Raw genomic sequence first — 22,692 nt, forward strand, 5'->3', positions numbered from 1 at the left:
CAGGACCGTGAAACAACTTTGCGCCGATGATAGTGCTGCAACCAGTGTGAAAGTAGGTTATCGTCAGGCTTGTTATTTGGTGAAACAGCCCCCGGCTGTTCCACCTAGAGAAAAACCCGATCAGCAATGGTCGGGTTTTTTTTCGTCCGCTGATTTTATCTACGCCAGCGCTTGCCGGGTTTTTGAAAGGGATATCTTGTCTGCTGTGCATACATTGGAGCAATTACGTGCTGGCCAACTGGCCGGCCTGCGCCGCCTGACACTGTCCTGCGGCTTGGCGGACTTCCCCCGTGAGATCTTCGACCTGGCCGACAGCCTGGAAATCCTCGACCTGTCCGGCAATGCGCTGTCCACGCTGCCCGACGATTTACCGCGCCTGCACCAGTTGCGCATCATTTTTTGCTCGGATAATCTGTTCACTACCTTGCCGGCCGTGCTCGGTTCCTGTCCTGCACTGGAAATGATCGGCTTCAAGGCGAACCGGATACGCCACGTGCCGGCCGCAGCCTTGCCATCCAGGCTGCGCTGGCTGACCCTGACCGATAATGCCATCGAGGCCTTGCCGGACGAACTGGGCAAGTGTGGGCAATTGCAGAAACTCATGCTGGCAGGCAATTGCTTGAGTCACTTGCCTGCTTCTCTGGCGAACTGCCGCCAGCTGGAACTGGTGCGCATCGCCGCCAACCGTTTCACTGCGCTGCCCGACTGCCTGCTGTCCTTGCCACGCCTGAGCTGGCTCGCGTATGCGGGTAATCCCTTCACGCAAGCGCGTGAACTGGCGGCCCTGAGCGGCGCCGGGACGGCGGGCGTGGCCTGGCCGCGCCTGCAACTGGCGCAGCAGCTGGGGGAGGGGGCCTCGGGCGTGATTTCCCGTGCCCGCCTCGATGGCTGCACGGATGTCGCCGTCAAAGTATTCAAGGGGGCGATGACCAGCGATGGCTTGCCGCGCAGCGAAATGGCGGCCTGTGTCAGCGCCGGTGCCCATCCGGGCCTGATCCCCATCCTGGGAACGCTTGATGCGCATCCGCAGGGGGCATCCGGGCTCGTCATGCCGCTGATCGATACGGCCTTCCGCAACCTGGCCGGACCGCCCAGTCTGGCGTCGTGCACGCGCGACGTGTATGCCGAGGGTGTGCGCTTTGACGCAGCGCAAGCGCTGGCCATTGCCCAGGGCATCGCCTCGGCCGTGTGCCAGCTGCATGGGCGCGGCATCGTGCATGGCGACCTGTATGCGCACAACATCCTGCATGCGGACGGCGGCGCCTGCCTGCTGGGCGACTTCGGCGCGGCGTCCATGTTTGCGCCCGGCTCGTCGCAAGGGGACTTGCTGCAGGGCATAGAGGCGCGCGCCTTTGGCGTGTTGCTGGGCGAGTTGATCGCGCATTGCGCTGCCCCCTTGCCCGTCTTGCAGGCCGTGCAGGAAGCTTGCCTGCAGGAAGACGTGCTGCTGCGGCCACAGTTTGACGTGATCGAGCGGCAATTGCTGGAAATGTTCCCCGCATAAAAAAATGGCGCAGCCTTCGCAGGCTGCGCCATTTTTATGTCAGGCTGGCAAGATTCAGCTTGCTACCTGGATTTCTTTTTCCGGCAGGGCGATCTGGTTGTCGACGCTGAACTGGTAGTCCTTGAAGACGTGTTCGGCCGTCAGGATCTGGTATTCGCCATTGTCCAGCTTATGCGTGGTGTCCTTCAGGCGATACGTGTAGTGGCCGCAAGTCCAGCAGTTGAAGTTGCGCATGTGGGTGCACAGGCAAGTCTTGTCCATCACGACGACGGTTTTTTGTTCCGGATGGGCGGCAACTTCGCGGTTGTACGAGTTGATGTACGCGCAGTTGCCCGTCGCGTCGAGCAGGTAGCCATACGATTCGCAACCTGGACGGATGCCGGCGCCGATGGCGGGCGTGTTCTTCAGCATGCGCATCGGGTAGCCGGTCGGCGAGACGCCGTTGACGATGATGTCTTCTTCCGAGGCTTTGTAGTATTCCTGCTTGACCTTGTTTGGCAAGCCGCATTCCTTGGTGACGGTAAAGCGCGTCGCCACTTGCACGCCGGCCGCGCCCGCTTCCAGGAAGGAGACGGCGTCGCTGCCCGTGAAGATGCCGCCCGCGGCGATCAGTGGGATGTCCAGCTGTTCCGCCTTCAGGTAGGCCAGCAGTTCCGCCGTGATCGTGTGCAGGTCGTAATTGGCCCAGTCCATGCCGAAACCCAGGTGGCCGCCGGCCAATGGTCCTTCGACGATGATGAAGTCGGGCAAACGGTCCAGCTTGGCGTTCTTGCGCAGGAAAATCTGCAAGGCGCGCACGGACGAGACGATGATGCCCAGCTTGGCGTCACGGAAACGGGGATGGTCGGCCATCAGGGCGAACGAACCGAAGTGCAGGCCGGCGGACAGGGTGATGCCGTCGATGCCCGCGTCCAGCGCCGCATTCAGGCGCACGCGCAAGGTTTCGCGGGGGCCGTTCATGGTCAGCTTTTCCATGCAATTGACGAAGATCAAGCCATCGCCTTTTTTCGCTTCCATGGTGCGGCCGATATGCAGGCGCTGCGCTTCCGCCAGGCGGCCCAGGTCGAATTGCACCACGGCCTTGTCGCTGTTATTGATGTTGAATTTGTACAGTTTCGTCTTGTCTTTGACGAAGGTGGTGTCGAACCGGCGATCCGACACGTCTTCCACCATGGCATCGGAGATATGCCCGATACCGTTCAGCCGGGCCGCTTCCAGGGCCAGCTCCGACGTGGAAATATCCACGCCCATTCCGCCTATCATGATGGGCACATATTCTTTTTTGCCAAATCGCAGGCGGAAATCATCAACACGTTTCATTGCTATCCTTAGACTACCGTGGTTATCACTGAGCCAGATGTACGGTCAAACCCGCTGCCGGTCAGGCGCGCGGGCGCATGTAGCTGTGCGCAGCTTCAATTCTACCCCAAGCGGGCGGGCTCTCCGAGGCAGAGCTTGCCACCATGCGGGCGCAAGCGCAGGCCGGAGCGTGCGCATCATCGAAATTAATCGCGGAAATTATTAAATTCCAGCGGCATGTCGGGCACGTCCTTGCGCAGCATGGCCATGGCCGCCTGCAGGTCGTCGCGCTTGGCGCCCGTGACGCGCACGGCTTCACCCTGGATGCTCGCTTGCACTTTCATCTTGCTGTCCTTGATGACGCGCACGATTTTCTTGGCATCATCCGATTCGATGCCATTCTTGATCTTGATGATCTGCTTGACCTTGTCGCCGCCGATCTTCTTGATGTCGCCTTCGTCGAGGAAGCGCACATCGACCTTGCGTTTGGTCAATTTATTCGTCAGCACGTCGCGTACCTGGCTGAGCTGGAATTCCGAGTCCGCAAACGCGGTCAATTCGTTTTCCTTGTGTTCGACGCGGGCGTCACTGCCCTTGAAGTCGAAGCGGGTCGTGATCTCCTTGTTGGATTGCTCGACGGCATTCTTGACTTCGATCATATCGGCTTCGGAGACTACATCAAATGACGGCATGGTCTGTTCCTTTTCTTGTTAAAGCGAGCGCGCGCTCGGCGCGCTGGGCCTTGGCGGCTGATTCTGCGCCATGGGATGGCCCTGTTAAAGATGCGACATTTTAACGGACAACGGGCAAGTCGCCCTTGTCCTGAGGTGGTTTTTTGTCGCTTTCGCTCTATAATCGAGCAAAATTTCCCTATCCCATGCATCCAGAGCTCACCATCGAACACAATTACAACCTCCAGCGCCTGAATACCTTCGGCATCACGGCCAATGCGGCCGCCTACGTACGCATCACTTCGCAGGCCGAATTGCAGGCGGCGCTGCAAGATCCCGCCCTGTCCGCCATGCCGCGCCTGATCCTGGGCGGCGGCAGCAACATCGTGCTGACGGGCGACTTTCCCGGCGCCGTCCTGCACATGGCCACGCGCGGCATGCGCCTGGCGCAGGCCGATTTCGACACGATACTCGTCACGGCCGCGGCCGGCGAGAACTGGCACGATTTCGTGCAATGGACACTGGCGCAAGGCGTGGGCGGGCTGGAAAACCTGTCGCTGATCCCCGGCACGGTGGGCGCGGCGCCTATCCAGAATATTGGCGCGTATGGCGTCGAAATCAAGGATTATCTGCATAGCGTGAGCGTCATGCACAGCGCCAGCGGCATCGTCTTCGACATGGACCGCGACGCCTGCCGCTTCGCCTACCGCGACAGCATCTTCAAGCAGGCGGACGGGCGCGAGCTGATCGTGCTGGAAGTAACGTTTGCCTTGCCGGCCCAGTGGCAGCCGAACTTGCGCTATGCGGAACTGGCGCAGGCCGTGGCCGAGCGTAATCTTGCCGAACCGACGCCGCAACAGGTGGCCGAGACGGTGATGGCGATCCGCCGCAGAAAATTGCCCGACCCGGCCGTGATCGGCAATGCGGGCAGCTTCTTCAAGAATCCGGTGGTGTCACGCGAGCAATGTCTTGCCTTGTTGGAACGTTTTCCTGCCTTGGTGCACCATGTGCAGCCCGATGGCACGGAAAAGCTGGCGGCCGGCTGGCTGATCGATCAGTGCGGCTGGAAGGGGAAAAACCTGGGGCCCGCGGGAGTGTATCCCAAGCAGGCGCTGGTTCTGGTGAATAATGGCGGCGCTCGTGGCGCGGACATTACCCGGCTGGCGGAAGCGATACAGGATGATGTAGAGGCGAAATATGGCGTGCGCCTGTCGCCCGAGCCTGTGTTTGTCTAATTAAGCGAAATGGCAGACGTAATCGAGCGTCTCCACCGTTTCAATATCAAAATAGCTATTGCCCGGAACCTTGAATTCCTGGCCCGCGCCATAGCTGTTCCACTCCGTCGCGTCGGCCAGGCGCACCTTGCACACGCCGCCGACGACTTCCATGATTTCCGGCGCGCCCGTGTTGAAGCGCAACGATGACGGGAAAATCACGCCCACGCTTTTTTTCGTGCCGTCGGCCAGGATGACGTTGTGCGACACGCATTTGCCATCAAAGTAGATATTCGACTTCTTGACGACGCTGACATTGTCCAGTTGTGTGCTCATGCTTCACTTTCCTTGCTGTTAAAAATCAGTCTTCGACGTCATCAGCGCTCAGCACGCTGTTGCGTCCGCCGCGCTTGGCCGCGTACAGGGCCTGGTCGGCGCGGTTGATCAGTTGCTCGACCGTCGAGTCGGGCGATGGCACGACGGTGGCCACGCCGATCGAGATGGTGACGATGCCCGTGCTGGCCGCCGGGTTCTCGATCTGCAAGCCTTCCAGATGGCGCCGGCATGCTTCGGCGATCAGCAGCGCGCCGGCCGCTTCCGTTTCCGGCAGGATCAGGGCGAATTCTTCGCCACCGTAGCGGGCGGCCAGGTCGGCCGGGCGTTTCAAATGTTCCGTCAGCACGGCGGCGACCTTTTTGAGGCACAAGTCGCCAGCCAGGTGGCCAAAGTGATCGTTATAGCTTTTGAAATGGTCGATGTCGCAGAATAGCAGGCTCAGCGGTGTTTTGTCGCGCTGGCCCCGCTGCCATTCGAATTGCAGGGTTTCATCGAAGCGGCGGCGGTTGGCGATGCCCGTCAAGCCATCGAGGGCGGCCAGTTTCTGTAATTCAATATTCGCGTCCGCCAGGTTTTTTTGGCTTTCTCGCAGGAAACGAAAGGCCTGGTCGCGCTGCAAGCGGCTGATGTGGGCTGCCGAGTGATAGCGTATGCGCGCCAGCAACTCCAGGCGGTCCGGCAGTTTCACCACGTAATCGTTGGCGCCGACGGCAAAGCTGTGCGCCTTCAGTTTCGGGTCGTCCTTGGCCGACATCACGATCACCGGCACGTGCGCCAGCGCCTCGTTTTCGCGGTACAGCTGGATCAGGGCGAAACCGTCGATACCCGGCATCACCAGGTCTTGCAGGATGACGGTCGGCTGCAAGCGCAGCGCCGTGTCCAGCGCCTGCGTGGCGTCGGTCACATAATGAAATTCGATATCCTGCTGGTCGCTGAGCATGCGCCGGACTGCCTCGGCAATGATCAACTGGTCGTCCACCAGCAGGACGCTGACCTTGAATTCGGTCAATGCGGGTTCGTGCTGGATGAAGCTCGAGGAGAATTCTGGCATTGCATTCTTTTCAGATGTTAGGGGAGGGCTCCCACCCATTGTTGAGTTTGGCGCCCAGGCGGCTGCGCAGGCTGGCGCCTATTCTATCCAGGGGCAGGATGTACTGCGCCGCATCAAGTTCGGCTGCCGCGCGCGGCATGCCGTACACGGCACTGCTGGCCTGGTCTTGCGCAATCGTCGTCTTGCCGGCGCGGCGCATGGCCAGCAAGCCATCGCCGCCGTCGCGTCCCATGCCTGTGAGCAATACGCCGATGGCGTCGCCGCGCCAGTGCTGCGCCACGCAGTTGAAGAATACATCGACGGACGGGCGGTAAACATACTCGCGCGGTGCTGCATCGTAACCCAAACGATAATTTTGATCTAGCAGCAGGTGGTCGTTGGTCTTGGCGATCAGTACCGTGCCCGATACCAGTTCGTCGCCTTCGGCGATCACGCGCACGGGCATGCTGAGCTGGTCATCGAGCCACTTGGCGAAGTGCGAGGCGAAGGTTTCATCGATATGCTGCACCACGACGATGGCGCAGCCGGGCGGCGCCGTCCAGCCGGACAGCACCTTGGCCACGGCCGATGGCCCGCCCGTCGAGGCGCCGATGGCCACCAGGGTCGATACCTGGCCATCGCCCCGTTCGCCGCCATTGGCCACGGCCTGGCGCGGCGGAGGTGCCTCGGCGCTGTGGCGTATCAGCTTGCCGATGGTTTTGATCTTGGCCAATAGTTCGCTGTCGCCGCCCACTTGTCCCTGCAGCACCGGCGTGGCGGTGACGTCGAGCGCGCCCGCGCCCAGCGCGCGGAAAACCTGGTTGACATTGTCTTGCGGGCGGCCCGTGACCACCAGGATGGCGCACGGGCTTTGCTCCATGATCAGGCGCGTCGCTTCCACGCCATCCATCTCCGGCATGTTCAGGTCCATCAGGATCAGGTCGGGGCGGTTGCCTTCGCACATGCGCACGGCTTCGAGTCCGGTGCGGGCAATCCACAGCACCTGGTGTTCCTGCGTGCTGGCCACCACCCGGCGCAGGGCTTCGGCGGCCATGGCGACATCGTTGGCAATGGCAATTTTCATGAAGTACAACTCATAAGCGGGCATCTCCTATCAGGTCGGCTACTGCGTCGAGCAAGGTCTCGTCGTGGAAGCTGCCCTTGGTCAGATAATAATCGGCGCCGGCGGACAGGCCGCGCGCGCGGTCTTCCGGGCGGTCCTTGTACGAGACGATCATCACCGGCAGCTTGTGCAGGTGCAGGTCCTTCTTGATCAGCGAGACCAGTTCGATGCCATCCATGCGCGGCATGTCCACGTCGGTGATCACCAGGTCGTATTCGCCGCTGCGCACCACGTTCCAGCCGTCGATGCCGTCGATGGCCACGTCGACCTCGAAACCGCGCGCCAGCAGCAGCTTGCGCTCCATTTCGCGCACCGTCAGCGAATCGTCGACGACGAGGATGCGCTTGGCGCGGCGCTGCTGCGCGTGGCCAGCCTGCGCCAGCTGGTGCAGGCCGCCCTCGTGCAGCAGCTTGTCGATCGACAGCAGCAGATCGGGCACGTCGAGTATCAGCACCGGCTCGCCGTCGTCGAGCAGGGCGGCGGCGGAAATGTCGCGCATCTTGCCGAAGATCGGATCGATGGCCTGCACCGCCAGGCTTTGCTCGCCGCGGATGGCGTCCACCACCAGCGCATAGCTTTGCTTGCCGCGCCCGATCACCACCACGGGCAAGTCTTCGGCCTGGCTGGCCGCTTCGCCCAGCTCCAGCACCTGCGCGGCAGACACGAGCCCCAGATGCTCGCCCTTGAGCTCAAAGAACTGCTTGTTTTCCAGCGTATGGATGGCCGCTTGCGGCACGCGCACCACGCTTTCCACCTTGACGATGGGGATGGCGTAGGCTTCGCCGTGGATGTCGATCACCAGCGCGCGCACGATCGATTGCGTCAGCGGCAGGGTAATCAGGGCGCGGAAGCCCCGTCCCGGCTCCGATTCCAGGCGCACCGTGCCGTTTTGCTGGCGTATCGTCTCGTGCACGATATCGAGGCCCACGCCGCGTCCGGACAGCTGGTTGGCCGTCGCTTTCAGGCTGAAGGCGGGCAGGAACAGGAATTCCAGCAGCTCGCCCGGCGACAGCGCGGCGGCCATGGCGGGGCTGGCCATCTTGCGCTCGATGACGGACTGGCGGATTTTTTCTAGGTCGACGCCGCGCCCGTCGTCGCTGATCTCGATGCTCAGCATGCCGGCGCGGTGGCGCGCTTCCATGCGTATCGTGCCCAGCGCCTCCTTGCCCGCGTCGATGCGCTCGTACGGGCCTTCCATGCCATGGTCGATGGCATTCCTCAGCATGTGGTTCAGCGGGCTTTCGATCTTTGCCAGGATGTCGCGGTCGACCAGGGTGTCTTCGCCCTCGATTTCCAGCTGCACTTCCTTGCCCAGGCTGCGCGCCAGGTCGCGCACCATGCGGGGAAACGCGTGGATGCCGTCGCGGAAAGGGCGCATGCGCAGGGCCAGCACTTCGTCGACCATGCCTTGCGAGACGGCCAGCAGGCGCCGTTCATAGGTTTCGATGTCGGCGATGTGCTCGAGCATGAACTGCTTCAGCGGCTGCGTCTTTTGCAGTGCCAGCAGCGACTTTTCCATCAGTCCCGCATCGCCCGAACGGGAAATGGCTTCATGCAGGTGCTCGATGGCGGAAAACAGGCTGCTCTGGTTGCGCTTGAAACGCTGCAGGGCGCCGATGAACGGGTGCATCTGGTGCGCATTGATGCGCGATTCGCTGGCCAGCGACAGCAGTTTGTCGAAGTTTTGCGCCGGCGCCTTGGCCGGTGCGGCACCCGTGCGGGGCGCAGGCGCGGCGGCCGGTTCCACTTCCTCGCCGGCCAGGCCGCTGGCCACGGGAACTTGCTGTTCGGCAACTTCCACCTGCAGTGGCGCAGCCGCAGCCGCAGCCGCCGGCACCGGTGGCGGGGCCGCAGGCAGGGCCGGCAGCTCCGGCAGGTCGGCGATGCCGGCGATGGCGTTCAGGGTCTGGTCGATCTGCGCCGCATTCGCGGCCAGCCACGCTTCGGCGCCCGCGTCGTCCAGGCGCGACAGCTGCACGATCAGGTCGACGCCCGACAGCAGCACGTCGACCCGCTCCGGCGTGAGTTTCAGGCGCCCATGCTGGGCGGCAACAAAACTGTCTTCCATGCCGTGCGCCAGTTGCACCACCACTTGCAGGCCGACGATGGCGGCGGCGCCCTTGATCGAGTGCGCCGCGCGCATCATCGATTCGACGGCGGCCGCGTCGCCCGCATGGCGCTCCATGGCCAGCAAGCCGTCGGTCAGAATCTGGGTCTGGCTGTCCGCCTCCATGCGGAACAGATCCAGCATGGAAAAGGCACTCAGGTCGCCGTGCTGGTCCTGGCTCATCGTAATAGTCTCGCAAGTTGAAAGCCGATCAGCGCCGTGTCGAGGCAGCCGATGCGCATGTCGCCCTCGGTGATGACACCGGACAGATAGCGCGACAGGCCCTTGTTGATGGTCGCCGCCGGCGCCTGCACCTTGGCAGAGGCGTAGCGCACGATGCCGTGCAGGTCGGCCACGGGCAGCGCATAGGCCTGCTCTTCCCAGCGCAGCAACAGCAGGCGCGCAAAGGTGTGGCGGCCGCGGGCCGCTGGCGCGCCCTGTTCGTCGATGCCCAGCAGGTGTGCCAGCGACATGCATGGATACAGCTTGCCGCCGATATTGACGATGCCGGCCAGGCCGCGCCCGCCGCGGTGCGGCAGCACGTGCGGCCTGGCTTGCGGCGCCACGGAATCGAACACCTGCGTGGGCAGCGCCAGCCATTCGCGGCCGATGCGAAACACCAGCGCCGAGCTGTCGCGCACTTCGCCGCCCGCGTCGAGCTGGCGGAAGTGGCTGGCCCAGTCGCGCTGGTAGTGCGCATCCACGGGGCGCTGCAGGTTGCGCTGCGCGGCGCCCGCATACACCTCGCAGTTGCGGCAATGGACGTTGGCGGGCAGTTTGGGACAGCTCTGGTCGCCGACCACGCCGATATGGTTCCAGCAGTCGTCGATGGTTTCCAGAGTCTCGCTGGCGATGATGGTTGTCATGCGTGCCCCTTAGTTGGACGCCTGGCGGCGCTGGTAGATGCGCGCCGCGCGCGCCTTCAGGGTGGCGGCGGCCGTGTGGTTGCCATTGCGTTCGGCCAGCAGGGACAAATGGCACAGCGCCTCGTAATGGTCGGGCTGCAGGTAGATGCAGCGGCGCCAGTAATCGTCGGCCAGGTCCATCTTGCCGGCCAGTTCATTGATGATGCCCAGCATGAAATACGCTTCCGCCGCCTCGGGCACTTTCGCCAGGTGGGCGTGGCATTTTTCGCCCGCTTCGCGCAGCTGGCCACGGTCGGCCAGCAGGCGCGCCTCGGCCAGCAAATCGGCTGGCGCGGCCGGCGCCGGCGGCACGGACACGGGGCGCGTGCGCGGCGCCGGTGGGACGGGCGCGACGGAAGAGGGGGCTGCTACGGCAGCGCGCCTGGGCGCGGGCGGCACGCTGCGCAGGGGGCGCGCGGCCGGCAGCGGTGCCAGCTGCACGGGACTGGCTGGCGCCGCCGTGTCCTTTTTCAGGGCGAAGGCCTGGCGGAACTGCAGCGTCGCAAAGCCGTTCTGGCAGAACGAGGGCACTTCCGCATAGCCGGCCAGCAGCATGCCGTCATCGGCCAGTAGGGCCGACAGATTGGCGATGGCGGCGCGCGTGGTCGGTTTGTCGAAGTAAATCAAGAGGTTGCGGCAGAAGATGACGTCGTAATGGCGGCTGTAGGTGGCCGTATCGAATTGCAGCAGGTTGCCCTGCCTGAAGGTGACTTGCTCGCGCAGGGCGTCGATGATGCGGTAGGCGTCGTCGGCCACGTGCGTGAAATAGCGTTCGCGGAAGGCCACGTCCTGCGCCCGGAAGGCGTTGCGGCCATACACGCCGGCCTGCGCCCGCTCGATGCAGCCGGGGCTCAGGTCATAGGCGTCGATGCTGAACGCCTGTTTCGGCACGCCGCCGTCGCGCAGCGCCATGGCCATCGAATACGGTTCCTCGCCGCCCGCGCACGGGATCGACAGGATGCGCGTGGCGCGTCCGCGCGCCCAGCGTTCCTGCACCAGTTCGACGGTGGCGTAGAACGCCTGCGGGTCGCGGAACAGCCACGATTCGGGCACCACCACCAGTTCGATCAATTGGGTCATTTCGGCCGGCGTGAGCGCCTGCAGATAGGCTGCGCTATCCGTAAAGCCCGTCTGCTCCATGCGCTGGTTGACGGCCCGCTCGGCCACGGTTCTGGAGACGGACAGGCCGGTCGCGCGGCGCAGCAGGGCTTGCGCCGTCATGCCGCGCTCGCGTCTTGAAACAGCAGCGCGCGCACGTCGGGCGGCAGCAGGTGTTCGAGTTCGACCAGTTGCACGATGCCGTCGGCATCGCTGGCCACCTGGCCCAGGAATGGCGCCGTCGCCACGCCGCTATCCTCGAGCTGTTCCGCATCGAGGTCGGCGATGCCGCGCACCTGCGAAGCGAGCAAGCCCAGCGCGTGTGCGGTTGCGCCGCCAGGCGCGCGGTAGTCGACGATGACGATGCGCGTGTCGAACTGCGCGGCGGCGGCCGGCAGCCCCGCCAGGCGCGACAGGTCGATCACGGGCACGGGCGTGCCGTGCAAGTCCATCAGGCCGGCCACGTAATCGGGCGTGAGCGGCAACTGCTTCAGCTCCAGCAGCGGCAAGACGCGCACGATGCCGGCCAGGGGCAGGCCGTAGCGGTCGCGTCCGATGTGAAAGAGCAGTACTTTCATGGGATCAGATGGTGACGGCGAAGGTCGACACGCTCGACTGCAGGTCGCCGGCCGCATATTGCAGCTGGTGCACCGCCTCGCTGGTGGCTTTCAAGGATTCCACCGTTTGCTGGGTGGCATCGTTGAGCTGCATCATGGTGTCGGAGATCTGCGACGCGCCGATCGCCTGCGACTGCATGCCTTGCAGCACGGCATCGAATTGCGGCGTGAGTTTTTGCACCTGGTCCATCACGGACGACAGTTGCTCCGCCACTTGCCGCACTTCGCCCACGCTGCGGCGAATTTCCTCCGAGAACTTATCCATGCCCATCACGCTGGCCGACACGGCAGATTGCATTTCCTTCAACATTTGCTCGATATCCCAGGTGGACACCGAGGTCTGGTCGGCCAGGCGGCGGATTTCCGTCGCCACGACGGAGAAGCCGCGGCCCGCCTCGCCCGCCTTTTCCGCCTCGATGGCGGCGTTCAGCGACAGGATGTTGGTCTGGTCGGCCACTTTCGTGATGGTGATCAGGACGCTGTTGATATTGCTGGCCTTTTCCGACAGGGCGGCCAGCTTGGCGTTGATGGAATCGGTGGCCGAAACCATGTGCTGCATGGTCGAATCCATGCGCTTGAGGTTGTTTTGCGCTTCGGCCGTCGCATTCGTCGTGTAGTCGGCCACGGCGGTGGCGTCTTCCATGGTTTTGAGCAACTGGCTCGTGTTGGCCGAAATTTCCTTGGTGGTGCTGAGAATTTCCACGCTGGTTTGCGCTTGCTCAATGCCCGTGGCTTCCTGCTGGCGAGCCGAGGCGGCGATTTCCGTGGCCGAGGTCGTCACCTGGATGCCGGCCTTTTGCACATTGTTGAGCAGGCTGCGCAGGTTTTCGAACATCTTTGCCAGGCCGTTGCCCAGCTGGCCGATGGCGTCGCTGCCCGTGATGCCGACCTTGCCCGTCAGGTCGCCCGAGGCGGCTTTTGAGACCACTTCCAGCAGGGAATCGACCTTGGCCCGCAAGCTGTTCGTCGCGGCCAGTTCATTGGCCTGGTTATCCTGGATGGTTTGCGCCATGCGGTTGAACTCTTCCGTTACCTTGCCCAGCTCGTCGCGCGAGAGGATGGCGGCGCGCGCGCCTTGCTCGCCGCCGGCGATGCGGCCGACGGCGTCCGTCAGGCTGTTCAGCGGGCCGAGGATGGAACGGCCCAGCAGGTAGGAAATGCCCAGCGCCAGCACCACGCACAGCAGGCCGCCCAGGGCCAGGGTCAGCAGCATGGTTTCCTGCAATTTTGCCGTGGTGGCCGTGCGTTCGGCCAGCAGGCGCGATTCTTCCGCCGCCACTTCGTCGAGCAGCTTGTTCGCTTGCGCGACAGCCGGATAGCCGGTCGGCGGCATGGTGCGCGCCACCGATTCCGTCGCGCCCGGCGCATTGCCCAGCGCGCGGCGCTTCTCGATCAGGGGATGGATCCACTCCTTGACCCAGGTGCTGGTCAGCTGGTCGATCTTGCGGAAGCGTTCCGACTGCACCTTGTTGTCGACCGTCATGGCGATGGCTTTTTGCGTGTGCTGGCTCAGCACCCCCGTTTCATCGGTTTCCGGCGTCAGCGAGGCTTCGTTGCCGGTCAGAATGAAACCGCGCGCCTCCACCTGGATTTGCAGGATGGAATTGTGGATCTTGTCGATCTCGACCAGCACTTCCATCGTATGGCGGTCCCATGCATTGGCTTCCGACAGCCGCGAAAAACTGTTGTAGGCCACGCCCAGCAGGATCAGGATGATGGCCACGATGGAGCCGAAGCCCAGGTACAGTTTATTCTTGATACTCAGGTCTTTGAACATGGGAGGGCTCCGAAGGCGGGAAGGTCAGCACAATTGCACTGTAGCATTTTGCCATGCGGACAGCAAAATGGGGTGCGTGCAGGGCCGTAAATCGCGGACGAGTGCGTTTCAAACGTAAAAAAGCCGCCCGTGGGCGGCTTGAGCTGGCGCGGGAGGCGGTGCCTCCCTGCAAGCAATTACTTCTGGCCGCGCTTTTCGCGGGCGATGGCGGCGATGCGCATGCGCAAGGCGTTCAGCTTGATGAAGCCGCCGGCATCGGCCTGGTTGTAGGCGCCGCCGTCTTCGTCGAAGGTGGCGATGTTCATGTCGAACAGGGAATCGGTCTTCGAATCGCGCGAGACGACGATGACATTGCCTTTGTACAACTTGATGCGTACCCAGCCGTTCACGGTTTCCTGCGTGTGGTCGATCAGGGTTTGCAGGGCCACGCGCTCGGGCGCCCACCAGTAGCCGTTGTAGATCATCGACGCGTAGCGCGGCATCAGGTCATCTTTCAGGTGGGCCACTTCGCGGTCCAGGGTGATCGATTCGATGGCGCGGTGGGCCTTGAGCATGATGGTGCCGCCCGGGGTTTCATAGCAGCCGCGCGATTTCATGCCGACGTAGCGGTTTTCCACCAGGTCCAGGCGTCCCACGCCATGCTTGCCGCCGACTTTGTTCAGTTCGGCCAGCACGGTGGCGGGCGACATGCGCACGCCGTTGATGGCGACGATGTCGCCTTTTTCGTATTCGATGTCCAGGTATTCCGCTTCGTCCGGCGCCTTTTCAGGGCTGACGGTCCAGCGCCACATGGTTTCTTCCGCCTCGGCGCTCGGGTTTTCCAGGTGGCGGCCTTCAAAGCTGATGTGCAGCAAGTTGGCATCCATCGAGTACGGCGCGCCGCCGTTCTTGTGCTTCATGTCGATTTCGATGCCGGCGTCTTCCGCGTACTTCAGCAGCTTTTCGCGCGACAGCAGATCCCATTCGCGCCATGGGGCGATGATTTTCACGCCTGGCTTCAAGGCGTAGGCGCCCAGTTCGAAACGCACCTGGTCGTTGCCCTTGCCGGTCGCGCCGTGCGAGATGGCGTCGGCGCCGGTGGCGTTGGCGATTTCGATCAGGCGCTTGGCGATCAGCGGACGGGCGATCGAGGTGCCCAGCAGATATTCGCCTTCGTAGACGGTGTTGGCGCGGAACATCGGGAAGACGAAATCGCGCACGAATTCCTCGCGCACGTCTTCGATATGGATGTTTTCCGGCTTGATGCCGAATTTGATGGCCTTGGCGCGCGCCGGTTCCAGTTCTTCGCCCTGGCCCAGGTCAGCCGTGAAGGTGACGATTTCGCACTGGTAGTTATCTTGCAGCCATTTCAGGATGACGGAGGTGTCGAGTCCGCCGGAATAGGCCAGGACTACTTTTTTAATGTCGCTCATATTGCTTCCAGTTGTCGTTGTCGATGTATGTATTGCGATGCTGCCAGAATGGTTGCAGTGCCTGGCGAATTAGTTGATTTTACCCAGTAACAGGTATTCGATCAGGGCTTTTTGCACGTGCAGGCGGTTTTCCGCCTCGTCCCACACGACCGATTGCGGGCCGTCGATCACTTCGGCGGCCACTTCCTCGCCGCGGTGGGCGGGCAGGCAGTGCATGAACAGGGCGTCGGGCGCGGCGCGGGCCATCTTCGCGCCATCGACGATCCAGCCGTCGAAGGCGGCGATGCGGGCCGCGTTTTCCGCTTCGTAGCCCATGCTGGTCCACACGTCCGTGTTGACCAGGTGCGCGCCCTCGCAGGCGTCCGATGGGTTGGCGAAGAAGGTGTAGCGCTCGGTCTTGACTTGCGCCAGGTCAATATCGTAGCCCTTCGGCGTCGACACGTTGACGTGGAAGCCGAACACTTCGGCCGCCTGCAGCCACGAGTACAGCATGTTGTTGGCGTCGCCGATCCAGGCGACGACCTTGCCGGCGATCGAGCCGCGGTGTTCGATGTAGGTGAAGATGTCGGCAAAGACCTGGCACGGGTGGTGTTCATTCGTCAGGCCATTGATCACGGGCACGCGCGAATTGGCGGCGAAACGCTCGATGATTTCCTGGCCGAAGGTGCGCACCATGATGATGTCGCACATGCGCGACATGACCTGGCCCGCGTCTTCCACCGGCTCGCCGCGGCCCAGCTGGGAATCGCGCGTGTTCAGGTAGATGGCGGCGCCGCCCAGCTGGTGCATGCCGGCTTCGAACGACAGGCGCGTGCGGGTGGAGTTCTTTTCAAAGACCATCACCAGGGTGCGGTCGATCAGTGGATGGTAGATTTCGTAATTCTTGAACTTGCGCTTGATCAGATGGGCGCGTTCGATCACATATTCATACTCTTCCAACGTGAAATCGGAGAACTGGAGGTAGTGCTTGATCGGTTTTTTTGTCGACATAATGACCACTTGAAGATGCGCAGGCCGCCGGCGGCGTGCCTTTCCCGCCGGGTTGCATCAGCGTACAACATCTCGTCTGATGACTGCCTCGCCCGGCGCGCTGCTGTGTTGATCGGTGCCCGCGCCGGTTTGTCGCGCGGGTCGATGCGGTTTGCCAAGTTGTAAATCATGCAATGGCAGGGACTTCAGCCATTCAATTATAAGGGTTTTGCTTTTAGATTGGAAAGACTGGCCGGACGGGTACTTGTGTAGACAAGTGGCCGCGTCCAGCCAGGGTCTTGCCGGCTCAATAGATGTTGGCCGGGGTGGCCGCATCGATCCGAGGCGCCACCAGGGGCAGATCGAGCGTGAAGCGCGTGCCGGCGGGGTTGCTGGCCACATGGATGGTGCCGCCCAGCAAGGCCGTGACGATGTTGTAGCTGATCGACAGACCCAGGCCGCTGCCGCCCTGGCCCAGCTTGGTGGTAAAGAAGGGGTCGAAGATGCGCGACAGATGCTGTTCCGCGATGCCGCCGCCATTGTCGGCGAAGACGATCTGCACGCGCGCGCCATCGAGCGTGGCGGACAGGCGCATGCAGCCCGTGCCGGCGGCGCCGTCGTTGGGCGCGGGGGCGAAGGCGTGCAGCAGGGCATTGTTGATCAGATTGGTGATCACCTGGCCGAACGGGCCCGGATAGCTGTCCATGGCGATGCCGAAATCGATCTGCGTCTCGATGCGGTGGCCCGAGCTGCGGATGCGGTTCATGACGGTGGCGATGATTTCATTGCTGACTTGTTGCAGATCAAACTGGCGCCGCTGCTCGGTGGTGCGGTCGACGGCCACCTGCTTGAAGCTGTTGACCAGGTCGGCCGCGCTGTGCAGGCCGCGCATCACCAGCGCCGACGCCTTGCCCGCATCCTCGATGTAGGCGGCCAGGTCGGAGCGGCGCAGGCCGGGGCCGTTCATCAGGCGTTCCACGTCTTCCGTCTTTTGCTGCATGGTGCTGGCGATCAACAGGCTGTTGCCGATCGGGGTATTCAGTTCATGCGCCACGCCGGCCATCAGGGAACCGAGGGCGGCCAGTTTTTCCTGCGACACCAGTTGCGCCTGGGCATCTTGCAACTGCCGGTAGGCGCTGGCATTGTCGAGCGCGATGGCGCCGTACGCGCACAGGGTGCGGAAGATCAGCCGCTCGCGTTCGCCATAGGCATGGGCATGGCAAGCCTGCACCGTCATCACGCCCAGCACGCGTTCGCCCACCGTCAAGGGCACGTACAGCACGCTCTGGTTATGCAGGGTGCCTGGCACCGTGTAGGCATGGCGCTTGGGCGGTACCTGGGCGATATACACTTCGCTCCGGCCCAGCAGGCAGCGCACGGAATAGGCGCGTGGGTTGCTCAGCGGAATGGCGTTGTCGGGCAGGGGCCGGCCCGCTTCCATGCCGTGCGCGCGGCGCAGCGCCGTGCCGGCGGGATCGAGCATGTAGACGGCGAAGGTGTTGACTGGCAGCAAGGCATGCACGTGGCGGTCGAGCACCTGGAACACGGCGCTGGCGTCGAGGTGGGTGGTGATTTCCTGGCCGATGGCCGACAGCCGTTCCAGCGTGTCGCTGGTCTGTTGCAGCACTTCGGCGCGGCGCGCCTCGGAAGCGGCCAGTTCGCGGTGGTGATAGCCTTCCGAGCGCGCATGTTCCGTCTGGTGGTAGACCTGCATGGCGGTAGCGCGGTTGCTGGCCTGCTGGGTGTGGCTTTTTTCGCGCGCCACGCCCGCATCGAGGGCGATATCGTAGGCGCGCGCATAGTCGCCCGCATGCGCGTATTCGCGCGCCAGCGCATCGAGCAGTTCGCCGGGCGGCACATAGCCGTCGATGGAGGCGGCCACCTGCAGCGCCTGGTGCAGGAAATGCAGGGCCGGATTGCGTTCCAGCATGCCTGCCGGCGGCGGCAGGTCGTGGCGCGCATGCAGCATGGACAGCACGCGCAGCGCCGCTACCTGGTGCATGGCGTCGCCTTGCGCCGTGGCAAGCTGGCAAGCCCGTTCGGCCGCCTGCAGCGCCTCGTCCGGACGGTCCAGGTAGGACAGCGCGTGGGCGCTGCCGCGCTGCGCCATGCTGCGGAAATCGGCCTGGCCCAGCGCTTCGGCGCGCTGCGCCAGCCGGCTGAAGGCGTCGAGCGCCGTGTCGTAATCGCCCTTGTCCAGGCTCAGTTCGCCCAGGTGGAACAGGGCGTTGGCATAGGTGCGCGCACCCGCCACGGGGGCCAGGATCAGCAGCGCTTCGCGCAGCAAGTCTTCGGCGGCGGCCAGGCGCCCCAGCTTGCGCATGGTCTCGGCCGTATGCGTCTGGCAGGCGCCGATGCTGCGCGGCCAGCCGGTGGGGCGCGCCAGATCCAGCGCGCACTGCATCCATTCGAGGGCCGATTCGTTGTCGTTAAGGCTGGAGAAACAGTCGCCGATATTGATGGCGGCCGTGATGGCGCCGCGCAACTGGCCGCTTTCCAGCGCCGCCTCATAGCTTTGCATGTAGTGGCCGGCGGCCGTGCCCAGGTCGCGCGAGGTGTGCGCCAGCAAGCCGCGGAAGTCGTGCACCCAGGCAGCCAGCGGCGCGGGCAGCTTGCCGCTGGCGCCGTCAAGCTGGAAGTGGCCGCCCCAGCGCGCTTGCGCGGCCGGCGCATCGCGCAAGACGGCCCAGCGCGCCGTGGCCGCATCGGCCAGGCTGGCGCGCATCGCATCGCCGGCGCTGCGCGCTTGCCCGGCAGCGGCCAGCAGCTCTGCATCGCAGCGGGCATGGTCGCCCCGGTCGACGGCAATCGAGGACAGCAGCCAGTGGGCGTCGGCGCAACCGGCGCCATCGCCTTGCGCGCACAGGACGGCATGCGCCGCCATGGCCAGGTTTTCGGCCGCATCGAGCGCACCTTGCAGCCATGCAACTTCCGCTTGCACCAGCTGCAGGCGCGCCTGCGCGATGGCCAGGGCGTGCGCAGGCAGTTGGGCCTGGGGCAGCAAGGCCGCCGCTTCGGCTGCATGGTGCAGCGCTTGCGGGCAGTTGCGCTGGCGCAAGTGCCATGCCAGCAGCATCAGCAAGGGCAGGCGCTCCAGGCCGCGCAATGGCCGCAGTGTGTCTTCCCACTGTGTAATGTCATGTTCGAGTGCGAACATTTCCATCCGAAATCTCCCGCAAGGCGATGGTGTTGGCCTGCGGCCAGTGACACCTTATTGGATCGCATTGTAAGCTGCATTCGGATACAGTTGTTTGGCCGACTCGACAGTATTTTTTTGCGCGCGCCCTTTCAGGCTGCGCAAAGCCGGCGGGGCAATGGCTTGCCGGCCGGTCGCCGTGACGCTTGCGCCGTGCTGCTTGTTTAGCGGCCGGCGAAGTGCACGGTGCTGGCCGTTTCGCCAGCCTTGGCCATGGCGCCCGGAATCTGGTTCAGGCCGGTAATGGCGATGACGTCGCCATCGGCGCGAAATTCCATGCGCGTGCCGCTGGCCGTTTCAAAGACGCCCGGCGCGCGGCCGAACAGTTCTATTTCGGGCTGCCCCTTGATGTGCGTGAAATAGCGGTTGACTTGCTGGCGCAGCAGCAGGGTGTCGCCCGTGTCGAGCTGGTAGCTATTGCCGTACTGGCTGAATTCCTGCGGGGCAAGTTTATAGACCTTGCCGGAAATTTGAACCTTGTCCTGTTCGCCGATTTCCAGCGCGCTGGCGCTGAGGCAAGACAGGCCGAGGACGAGGGCGGCGCTGCCGAGGGCGAGGGTACGCGAGAACGATGCTTTCATGATTTCACCTTGTTATCGAGATGCTGGTTGGAGTTAGACCGATGTTGTCTCCAGCAGGTTCGCTGGCGGGGACAGTGCCAAGGTAGCAAGTGGGCTGGCGCCATGCCAGCGTGAAGCGACGAAACGCAGGAATCCGGCGCTGAAATGCGAAATAGGCCGACGGGCAGTTTTGGAATGAATAGGGGAAAGCGGGCTGTACGGCAGAATTTAATTCTGCCAAATTCGCTGTGGTAATGTTTTTGTCGGTATGGCGCCCGCCCTGATGGCGGACGCCATGCACGTTCAATACAGCGTTTGCGCTGATTCGTGCAGCAACTGGCCGTACAGGGTATGGCGCATCTTGGCGATCTTGCCTTCAGACAAGGCTTGCAGGATCGCGCATTGCGGCTCGATCAGGTGGCGGCAGTTATAAAACTTGCAACCGCCCAGATAGGGCTGGAATTCGCGGAAGGCCCGCTCCAGCATGCCTTCGCTCAAATGGTACAGGCCGAATTCCTGGAAGCCGGGCGAATCGATGATGGAACTGTTGGCGCCCAGTTCGTCGAGCTTGTACAGGCGCGTAAAGGTCGTCGTGTGCTTGCCCGTGTCGAGCGCGGCCGAGATTTCGCGCACGGCGATATCGGCGTCCGGCACCAGCAGGTTGATCAAGGATGACTTGCCCATGCCCGACTGGCCGATCAGGATCGACGACTGGCCCGCCAGCAGCGGCGCCAGGGTGGCCACGGCGTGTTCCGGTTCGGCCCGCGCCGACACTTCATCGACGGGATAGCCCATCGAGGAATACGGCAGCAGGCGTTCGCGGGCCCGCTCCAGCGAAGCGGTCACGTCCGTCTTGTTGAGGATGATGCGCGCCTCGATGCCGGCCGCGTCGGCCGCCACCAGCGAGCGCGAGATCAGGTCGTCGGCAAAGCCCGGTTCCGTCGCCACGACGATGAACAGCTGCGTCAGGTTGGCGGCCAGCAACTTCGATTTGTACTGGTCCGAGCGGTACAGCAGGGTCTTGCGTTCCTCGATGCGGTCGATGACGGCCTGGTCGTTGGAAGTGCGCGTCAGGTGCACGATGTCGCCCACGGCCACATTGGTTTTCTTGCCGCGCGTCACGCATTGCAGCTTGGCGCCGTCCACATCGGCCAGGTAGTGGCGGCCGTGGGCGGCGATGATGATACCCGTCAACTTGCCTTCGCTCATGGGGCCACCTGGCTGCTCTGGTAGATGAGGTCGGCCTTGGCGGCGCAGATGAAGTCGTTTTCGGACAGGCCGCCGGCGCCCTGGTTGACCGAGTGCGTGTCGTAGCGCACGGCGCAGGTTTTGTAAGTAATGATGAGCTCCGGATGGTGGTCTTGCGTATGGGTCATATAGGCCAGGGCGTTCACGAACGCCAGGGTCTGGTAGTAATTCTTGAAGCCGTAGTCGCGGCACAGCTTGCCATTTTGCAGCGTCCACTGGGGCAGCAGGGCGAGCAGGGTGGCGACGCCGGTGTCGCCCAGCGCGTGCTGGCGCGGCGCGCAGGACAGTTGGGCCAGCTCTTGCAGTGTGGATGGCGTATTCATGTCGTAGCCCCTTTCAGGTGGCGGATGCGCACGCTGGCCGGCGGGTGCGAGTCGTAGAAGGCCGAGTGCAGCGGGTCGGGCGTCAGGGTCGACGCATTGTCTTCATACATTTTGACGAGGGCCGAGACCAGGTCGTCCGCCTGCGTGTGCGTGGCGGCAAAGGCGTCGGCTTCGAATTCGTGCTTGCGCGAGCTGAGCGAGGTCAACGGTCCCAGCAGGAAAGTGAAGACGGGCAAGGCCAGCATGAACAGCAGCAGGGCCAGCGCGTCCGTCGGCTGGCCGGTGAGTGCCAGCGTCACGGGATCGACCCCCAGGCCCGCGTAAAACCAGGGCTGCGTCTTCAGGAAGCCCAGCAGCGCCAGAAAGCCCAGCGAAATGACGAACATCATGGCGATGCGCTTGACGATGTGCTTGAGCTTGAAGTGGCCCAGTTCATGCGCCAGCACGGCCTCGATTTCCTGCGGCGCCAGGCGCGACAGCAGGGTGTCGAAGAAGACGATGCGCTTGTTGGCGCCAAAACCCGAGAAATACGCATTGCCGTGGGCGCTGCGCTTGGAGCCATCCATGACGAACAAGCCTTTCGAGGCGAAACCGACGCGCTGCATCAAGCCTTCGATGCGGCTTTTCAAGGATTCGTCGGCCAGCGGCGTGAATTTGTTGAACAGGGGAGCGATAACTGTGGGAAACAGCACCATCATCAGCAGCTGGAAGCCGCTCCAGACGAACCACGCGTACAGCCACCACAGGCCGCCACTTTTCGCCATCAGGGTCAGCACGACCCAGATCAGCGGCAAGCCGATGGCCGCGCCCAGGCCCACGCCCTTGAGCATGTCCATGAAGAACAGCTTGCGCGCCATGGTGTTGAAGCCGAAACGTTGTTCCAGCACAAACTGGCGGTAATAGTCGAAGGGCAGGTCGATCAGGCCGGAAATGACGGCAAAGGCGGCGATCAGGCCGATCTGGTACAGCATGGGAGAATCCGCTCCCATCCATTCATTCAGGTGCAGCGCCAGCCATTGCAGGCCGCCCAGCAGGGTAAAACCGATCAGCACGGCATAGTTGACCAGCAGGGTCAGCAGGCCGAACTTGGTCTTCGCCACCGTATAGTCGGCCGCCTTCTGGTGCGCGGCCAGCGGGATTTTTTCCGCGAATTCTGGCGGGACAGCCGCGCGGTGCGCCAGCACGTGGCGAATCTGCCGCGAAGCGAGCCAGAAGCGCACGGCCAGGGTCAAAACGAGGACGGATACAAACAAAATCGAAAACGCGAGTGAATACATTCTGTGCCTGTGAGAAAATGGCTGAT

General features: G+C 63.3%; 19 protein-coding genes. 2 read left to right on the top strand and 17 right to left on the bottom strand.

What is annotated here, in order from left to right; translation table 11 throughout:
* The first annotated feature begins 205 nt into the window (after positions 1-205).
* The gene (locus AC07X6_RS23560; RefSeq protein WP_494792604.1) at positions 206-1,504 is read left to right on the top strand and encodes a leucine-rich repeat-containing protein kinase family protein; all 1,299 of its coding nucleotides are present in this window, start codon (positions 206-208) and stop codon (positions 1,502-1,504) included.
* Between the two features lie 54 nt (positions 1,505-1,558).
* On the opposite strand, the gene AC07X6_RS23565 is transcribed toward AC07X6_RS23560, so the two are convergent.
* Positions 1,559-2,824: a nitronate monooxygenase gene (locus AC07X6_RS23565; RefSeq protein ID WP_230542318.1), complete on the bottom strand. Its 1,266-nt coding sequence runs from the start codon at positions 2,822-2,824 to the stop codon at positions 1,559-1,561.
* A gap of 185 nt (positions 2,825-3,009) precedes the next feature.
* Entirely contained in the window at positions 3,010-3,495 is a 486-nt protein-coding gene (locus tag AC07X6_RS23570) for a YajQ family cyclic di-GMP-binding protein (RefSeq protein WP_034759416.1), read from the bottom strand.
* Positions 3,496-3,680: 185 nt separating this feature from the next.
* Between AC07X6_RS23570 and murB the strand changes: the two genes are divergently transcribed.
* Positions 3,681-4,709: a UDP-N-acetylmuramate dehydrogenase gene (gene murB / locus AC07X6_RS23575; protein ID WP_494792561.1), complete on the top strand. Its 1,029-nt coding sequence runs from the start codon at positions 3,681-3,683 to the stop codon at positions 4,707-4,709.
* On the opposite strand, the gene ppnP is transcribed toward murB, so the two are convergent.
* The 15 genes from ppnP to AC07X6_RS23650 all read right to left on the bottom strand — a co-directional run bounded on the left by ppnP (position 4,710) and on the right by AC07X6_RS23650 (position 22,666).
* On the bottom strand, positions 4,710-5,024 hold the full coding sequence (ppnP, locus tag AC07X6_RS23580) for a pyrimidine/purine nucleoside phosphorylase (protein WP_474290053.1): 315 nt from the start codon (positions 5,022-5,024) through the stop codon (positions 4,710-4,712).
* Between the two features lie 25 nt (positions 5,025-5,049).
* Positions 5,050-6,075, bottom strand: coding sequence for a diguanylate cyclase (locus AC07X6_RS23585; protein ID WP_268994085.1), 1,026 nt, complete (start codon positions 6,073-6,075; stop codon positions 5,050-5,052).
* Positions 6,076-6,085: 10 nt separating this feature from the next.
* Positions 6,086-7,138, bottom strand: a complete 1,053-nt coding sequence (cheB, locus tag AC07X6_RS23590) for a chemotaxis-specific protein-glutamate methyltransferase CheB (protein WP_230542315.1) — start codon at positions 7,136-7,138, stop codon at positions 6,086-6,088.
* A gap of 10 nt (positions 7,139-7,148) precedes the next feature.
* The gene (locus tag AC07X6_RS23595) at positions 7,149-9,467 is read right to left on the bottom strand and encodes a hybrid sensor histidine kinase/response regulator (protein WP_494792562.1); all 2,319 of its coding nucleotides are present in this window, start codon (positions 9,465-9,467) and stop codon (positions 7,149-7,151) included.
* Positions 9,464-10,150, bottom strand: coding sequence for a chemotaxis protein CheW (locus tag AC07X6_RS23600; protein ID WP_494792563.1), 687 nt, complete (start codon positions 10,148-10,150; stop codon positions 9,464-9,466). Before AC07X6_RS23600 ends, AC07X6_RS23595 begins: the two co-directional genes overlap by 4 nt.
* 9 nt (positions 10,151-10,159) lie before the next feature.
* Positions 10,160-11,410: a CheR family methyltransferase gene (locus AC07X6_RS23605; RefSeq protein ID WP_494792564.1), complete on the bottom strand. Its 1,251-nt coding sequence runs from the start codon at positions 11,408-11,410 to the stop codon at positions 10,160-10,162.
* Positions 11,407-11,865, bottom strand: a complete 459-nt coding sequence (locus AC07X6_RS23610) for a chemotaxis protein CheW (protein ID WP_474290058.1) — start codon at positions 11,863-11,865, stop codon at positions 11,407-11,409. Before AC07X6_RS23610 ends, AC07X6_RS23605 begins: the two co-directional genes overlap by 4 nt.
* A 4-nt stretch (positions 11,866-11,869) precedes the next feature.
* Positions 11,870-13,681, bottom strand: a complete 1,812-nt coding sequence (locus AC07X6_RS23615) for a methyl-accepting chemotaxis protein (protein WP_230542310.1) — start codon at positions 13,679-13,681, stop codon at positions 11,870-11,872.
* Between the two features lie 176 nt (positions 13,682-13,857).
* Positions 13,858-15,093 carry an argininosuccinate synthase gene (locus tag AC07X6_RS23620; RefSeq protein ID WP_034759383.1) on the bottom strand — a complete coding sequence of 412 codons (1,236 nt, stop codon included), beginning with the start codon at positions 15,091-15,093 and terminating at the stop codon, positions 13,858-13,860.
* A gap of 69 nt (positions 15,094-15,162) precedes the next feature.
* The gene (gene argF, locus AC07X6_RS23625; protein ID WP_077401165.1) at positions 15,163-16,083 is read right to left on the bottom strand and encodes an ornithine carbamoyltransferase; all 921 of its coding nucleotides are present in this window, start codon (positions 16,081-16,083) and stop codon (positions 15,163-15,165) included.
* Between the two features lie 286 nt (positions 16,084-16,369).
* Positions 16,370-19,225, bottom strand: a complete 2,856-nt coding sequence (locus tag AC07X6_RS23630; protein WP_494792565.1) for an ATP-binding protein — start codon at positions 19,223-19,225, stop codon at positions 16,370-16,372.
* Between the two features lie 197 nt (positions 19,226-19,422).
* Complete coding sequence (locus AC07X6_RS23635) at positions 19,423-19,839, bottom strand: hypothetical protein (RefSeq protein ID WP_230542308.1); 417 nt, start codon at positions 19,837-19,839, stop codon at positions 19,423-19,425.
* 282 nt (positions 19,840-20,121) lie between these two features.
* Complete coding sequence (rsgA, locus tag AC07X6_RS23640; protein ID WP_099665016.1) at positions 20,122-21,027, bottom strand: ribosome small subunit-dependent GTPase A; 906 nt, start codon at positions 21,025-21,027, stop codon at positions 20,122-20,124.
* Positions 21,024-21,389 carry a 4a-hydroxytetrahydrobiopterin dehydratase gene (locus AC07X6_RS23645; RefSeq protein WP_474290061.1) on the bottom strand — a complete coding sequence of 122 codons (366 nt, stop codon included), beginning with the start codon at positions 21,387-21,389 and terminating at the stop codon, positions 21,024-21,026. The genes rsgA and AC07X6_RS23645 overlap by 4 nt, the downstream gene beginning before the upstream one ends.
* Positions 21,386-22,666 (bottom strand): M48 family metallopeptidase, encoded by a 1,281-nt coding sequence (locus tag AC07X6_RS23650; RefSeq protein WP_494792566.1) that lies wholly within the window; start codon positions 22,664-22,666, stop codon positions 21,386-21,388. Before AC07X6_RS23650 ends, AC07X6_RS23645 begins: the two co-directional genes overlap by 4 nt.
* Between the last annotated feature and the right edge of the window lie 26 nt (positions 22,667-22,692).

The organism is Janthinobacterium sp. GW460-12-1-14-LB5 (assembly GCF_059423585.1).

Bases quoted from the DNA above. Each gene is read 5' to 3' on its own strand.
- AC07X6_RS23630 (WP_494792565.1), bottom strand. From the start codon at position 19,225: ATGGAAATGTTCGCACTCGAACATGACATTACACAGTGGGAAGACACA.
- argF (WP_077401165.1), bottom strand. From the start codon at position 16,083: ATGTCGACAAAAAAACCGATCAAGCACTACCTCCAGTTCTCCGATTTC.
- AC07X6_RS23615 (WP_230542310.1), bottom strand. From the start codon at position 13,681: ATGTTCAAAGACCTGAGTATCAAGAATAAACTGTACCTGGGCTTCGGC.
- AC07X6_RS23620 (WP_034759383.1), bottom strand. From the start codon at position 15,093: ATGAGCGACATTAAAAAAGTAGTCCTGGCCTATTCCGGCGGACTCGAC.
- AC07X6_RS23610 (WP_474290058.1), bottom strand. From the start codon at position 11,865: ATGAAAGTACTGCTCTTTCACATCGGACGCGACCGCTACGGCCTGCCC.
- AC07X6_RS23635 (WP_230542308.1), bottom strand. From the start codon at position 19,839: ATGAAAGCATCGTTCTCGCGTACCCTCGCCCTCGGCAGCGCCGCCCTC.
- rsgA (WP_099665016.1), bottom strand. From the start codon at position 21,027: ATGAGCGAAGGCAAGTTGACGGGTATCATCATCGCCGCCCACGGCCGC.
- AC07X6_RS23570 (WP_034759416.1), bottom strand. From the start codon at position 3,495: ATGCCGTCATTTGATGTAGTCTCCGAAGCCGATATGATCGAAGTCAAG.
- AC07X6_RS23650 (WP_494792566.1), bottom strand. From the start codon at position 22,666: ATGTATTCACTCGCGTTTTCGATTTTGTTTGTATCCGTCCTCGTTTTG.
- AC07X6_RS23645 (WP_474290061.1), bottom strand. From the start codon at position 21,389: ATGAATACGCCATCCACACTGCAAGAGCTGGCCCAACTGTCCTGCGCG.
- cheB (WP_230542315.1), bottom strand. From the start codon at position 7,138: ATGAAAATTGCCATTGCCAACGATGTCGCCATGGCCGCCGAAGCCCTG.
- ppnP (WP_474290053.1), bottom strand. From the start codon at position 5,024: ATGAGCACACAACTGGACAATGTCAGCGTCGTCAAGAAGTCGAATATC.
- murB (WP_494792561.1), top strand. From the start codon at position 3,681: ATGCATCCAGAGCTCACCATCGAACACAATTACAACCTCCAGCGCCTG.
- AC07X6_RS23595 (WP_494792562.1), bottom strand. From the start codon at position 9,467: ATGAGCCAGGACCAGCACGGCGACCTGAGTGCCTTTTCCATGCTGGAT.
- AC07X6_RS23565 (WP_230542318.1), bottom strand. From the start codon at position 2,824: ATGAAACGTGTTGATGATTTCCGCCTGCGATTTGGCAAAAAAGAATAT.
- AC07X6_RS23585 (WP_268994085.1), bottom strand. From the start codon at position 6,075: ATGCCAGAATTCTCCTCGAGCTTCATCCAGCACGAACCCGCATTGACC.
- AC07X6_RS23600 (WP_494792563.1), bottom strand. From the start codon at position 10,150: ATGACAACCATCATCGCCAGCGAGACTCTGGAAACCATCGACGACTGC.
- AC07X6_RS23605 (WP_494792564.1), bottom strand. From the start codon at position 11,410: ATGACGGCGCAAGCCCTGCTGCGCCGCGCGACCGGCCTGTCCGTCTCC.